The following is a 3,956-nucleotide window of genomic DNA, read 5'->3' as shown; positions in this document are numbered from 1 at the left end:
TCGCCGGTGAGGTGTTCGCCGATTTTTACGGTTCCGGCAACCGCGCGGTTGCCCCAGGTATGTGATGCTGACAGTTGGTTTTCGGAACGGATGAGGGAGGTTCGACGTGCGCGGTGAGCGCCCGAGCGAAGAGCAGTTGCGGCGGAATTTCGACACGATCCTGGCCGATGTGCGGGAGGGGCGTGGCGTCCGGACCGCGTCTGGTCTGGATTCGCCGACCGAGGACGCCCTGTGGGCGATCGCGAAGGCGTACCCGAACGTGTCGGAGGACCTGGTGACCGCCGCCCGCGAGTCCTTCGCGGGTCAGCTCGACGGCAGCAATGCCGCCCGCTGGCGCGCAGATCTGGAGCGCCGGTTCGCCGAGCGCAAGCGGACCTCGGACAGTTAGCGACGATTCCGCGTGACCGTATCCCGCGAGTTCAGTGAAAACCGTTCCGGCACTCCGAATTCCGATCAGCAGCCCGAAACCGGCATTCCCGCCACCGATTCCGACTCGGCCGCAGCCGATTTCGGCGTCGACAAGGCCGCCGATTACAACGGCCCGCAGATCCACCCGCTGTCCGCGGTTCTCGGTGAGGACCCGGCTCAGGACGCGAACGAAACCGCGGACGCCCCAGGGGAACCCAGCCCTGACGTCGGCTTCAGTATGGACGCCGAGGAACTCGACGTCCCCGAGCGCGCCCGCCGCCTCGCCCACCGCATAGCCGCCGAACTCCAGGAGCTGGCCCCCGAGGGGTGGACCCGGGTCCGCGCCGCCTTCGCGCTGGCCGCCTCCGGCCAGCGCTCCCGCATCCTGTACTCCGACGACGATCAACGCCAGGCCCTGGTCCCCGCGACCGACACGATCATGACCCTGGTGGTCTCGCACCGCCGCCTCTCCGCCGAACTCGGCGACCCGTGGTGGCGTCTGGAACTGGACCTCACCTCCGAGGGCGCGCTGAGCGTCGACCACGATTACGGCGACGACCCGTTCCCGGACGACCAGCTGTTCTCTCCGCAGGAATACCTTGCCGACCTCGAGGCCGCCCCGCGCGAGTCGCTCCCCACCTGGCTGGCCGCCTATGTCGGCCACGGCAACCGGCAGTCCCGTTCCCCGCGTCAGGCGGCCGAGCAGGCCCGCGCGGATCGCGAATCCGGTTATCTCCCGGTGGTTTCCGAGGACGACTTCCCCCCGTTCCCCCTGCTGTGGTCGCGCTGGTCGGCCATCGCCGCCGCATTCGTGGCGGTCGGCTCGGAGTGGGGTCCACGTGTCCTGCCTTCTTTCGGCTGGTTCGAGGGCTCCCGCCGCTCCGGTTCCTCCCTGTACGAGCTGCCCGGCGGCCGCGCGGTGCTGTCCGGTGGCGTCTGGAACGCCCCGGAACTCGATGTGGCCTACAACGGCAAGACCCCATTGCCCCGCCTGTACGCGGGCGCCCCCGAATGGGTGGCGAACCCGGTGCTGAACACCCGCGCGGGCGGCGGCCTGCTGAGCTTCTGTTACTGGTGGGAGCGCGGCCGCTGGTACCGCGGCGAGTCCCCGTCGGGCGTCGATGTCGCGGTCGCTGTGCCCGGCATCTGGACCGCCGGCACCGTCGCCGACGTGATCTGCGACCTGCTCACCGAGCAACCCTCGGAGGAATTGCGTTCGGCCGTCGCGAGTTTCGTCGATGCCGCGCAGCGTCGTGATGTCACCCACGCCCAGCTGTACGAGGTCTTCGGCGACGCGGCCGATCTGGACGCCGTGCACTACCAGCTGGCGCTGGCGGGCGTGGCGCGCCTGGGCCCGGAACCGATTCCGCAGTCCGAGGCGTTGGAGATCGTGCGCCACCACCTCACCACCGAGGGCATCGACCCCGCCGCCTTCCCGCCGGATCGCACACGCGCGGAACGGCTTACGGTCGGCTGGCTGGTGTACGTTCCGGTGGAGCCAGAGGAGGTCGTGCTGGATCGCGCGCTCTTCTATGTCGCCGATGACGGTGTCCTGGAAGCGGCGACCTCCAGCACTCCGGCGTCGGTCTATCTGTCCGGTTTCGAACAGCGTTTCCGCCAACGGCATTCGTAGCGGGATCGCGGCCGACGAGTGGAGTATCGGTGGTGTCGGGCCTTATCGTCGGGATGTCGCGCGAGTTGGGAGTGAGACGTGGGCAATGATGACGGCAACAACACGAACAATTGTTGGCTGGCGCTGGTTCCGCAGGCTCAGGCGGACCAACTCCAGCTGGGCGACGGTGTAGCGCTCGACGCCGCGAAAGTAGCCGCGGCGACGGCGAATGCCCTGGCGTTCGCCAAGAGCTACGTGGAGCTCCTCACCAAGCACAAGGGGTTCAGCGACAACGGCCGACTGGAACAGCTCCTGAGCCTCAAGGTGCGTTTCAACGACCAGGGCGGCCGCCTCGGCACCATTCTGGATCATTACATCGAGCTGGTGAATGCCATGGCCGACACCATGATTCAGGCCGACAAGACCTACGACGCGCACGAGGAGGACGCGGCCGCCAAGTTCACCCGATTGAAGCGGGAGGCCGGTGGCGGCGCGGTCGAACCGGTCATGACCGGTGGCAAGATTCTCGATCTGCCCGGGGATTCCGCGCCGCGCATCGATCAGGACAAGAAGGGTCATCCGAACCTCTATGACATCGCCCACGAGAACGGCCATTACGAGGCGATCGACCCGGAGAACCCGTTCGCCCACGATGACCTGGACTGGTTCTACGAGGCGGGTGCGGGCATGCAGCCCCAGACGGTGGCGGATTTCAGCGCGACCTGGAACACGGTCGCCGTTAAGGTCGACACGAGCTTCGGCGCGTTGAACAAGCAGCTCGGCAAGATGGTGACCGACAAGGCCTGGACCGGCGCGGGCGCGCAGGGCGCCGTCGACGCCGCCAATGCCTTCAAGGATCAGGCGAGCGCGCTCACCGACGACCTGCGTGCGATGGCGGCCAACCTGAACTATGTGGCGGGCTGGCTGGACAACACCAAAGCGATGATGCCCCGCAACAAGCCGAACGACTTCGACTACGACCACTACCAGCGCATGCAGAACATCATCAAGGCCGCGCAGCTGGCCTTCCAGCACTGGTATGTGCCGGGTTTGATCGGTGCGAGCCAGGCGGTCCCGAAGTTGTCGGACGCGACGGTCGCGAAGCCGAACCTGGACCCGCCCGATCGGCGTTCGGATGTGGGTGGCGGCCAGAACAACAACAATGGCGGCGGTGGCACGCAGAACCGTTCCGGTGGCGCCGGCGCGCCGAATCTCGGCAGTATGCCGAACAACAAGATCAACCCGAACGGCGTCGACCCCAATGGCACGAACCCCAACGGAATCAATCCGAACGGGACGAACCCCAATGGGACCAACCCGAACGGCACGAATCCCAACGGCGTCAACCCGAATGGGACGAACCCGAACGGCACCAACCCCAACGGCACCAATCCGCAAGGGAATCCGTCCGGAACCAACCCGAACTCGAACTCCGGCCAGTCCAGCCAGGGCATGTCGCAGCTGTCGAGCGCGCTGCAGCAGGGCATGCAGGGCTTGACGAGCCTGCAGACGACCGAGCAGCAGAAGAAGCAGCAGCAGGAACTGAAGGACAAGCTGAAGGACTCCCCGCTGGCGGGCATGCCCAACCTCGAGGACCTGAAGAAGGGCCTGGGTGGCGGCGGAGGCGGTGGTGGCGGTGGTGGCAGCGCGCCGAAGCCGATGCTCGAGACCTCGCGCCTGTTCCCGCGCGCCGCGCTGGCGGAGACCGCGGAAGCGACCTCGATGGGCGTGGCCCGCGCGGGTGTCGCGGCGGGCTCGACCGGAATGGGCGGTATGGGCGGCGGTGGCGGTATGGGCCCGATGGGTCACGGCGCCGGCGGTCAGGGTCAGGGAGGCAAGGAGCACAAACGCCCCGAATTCCTGGATTCCAGTGAGTATCTGGACGAGGCGATGGGCACCGCGCCGGTGGTGGCCAAGCCGGTGGTCGAGGGCTGAC

The 3,956-nt window shown here is 67.4% G+C and carries 3 protein-coding genes; all 3 read left to right on the top strand.

Features of this window, described 5'->3' with window-relative positions; all coding sequences use genetic code 11:
• The first annotated feature begins 106 nt into the window (after window positions 1-106).
• The 3 genes from ACWEOI_RS01145 to ACWEOI_RS01135 all read left to right on the top strand — a co-directional run bounded on the left by ACWEOI_RS01145 (window position 107) and on the right by ACWEOI_RS01135 (window position 3,955).
• Window positions 107-388, top strand: coding sequence for a hypothetical protein (locus ACWEOI_RS01145; protein WP_357285189.1), 282 nt, complete (start codon window positions 107-109; stop codon window positions 386-388).
• Window positions 389-400: 12 nt separating this feature from the next.
• On the top strand, window positions 401-2,041 hold the full coding sequence (locus ACWEOI_RS01140; RefSeq protein WP_452358641.1) for a hypothetical protein: 1,641 nt from the start codon (window positions 401-403) through the stop codon (window positions 2,039-2,041).
• Window positions 2,042-2,119: 78 nt separating this feature from the next.
• Entirely contained in the window at window positions 2,120-3,955 is a 1,836-nt protein-coding gene (locus ACWEOI_RS01135; protein ID WP_452358640.1) for a WXG100 family type VII secretion target, read from the top strand.
• The last annotated feature ends 1 nt before the right edge of the window (window position 3,956 follow it).

Source organism: Nocardia sp. NPDC004340 (assembly GCF_053602575.1).
Note: the sequence above shows the minus strand (reverse complement) of the source record. Positions and strands in the feature narration are given on the sequence as shown.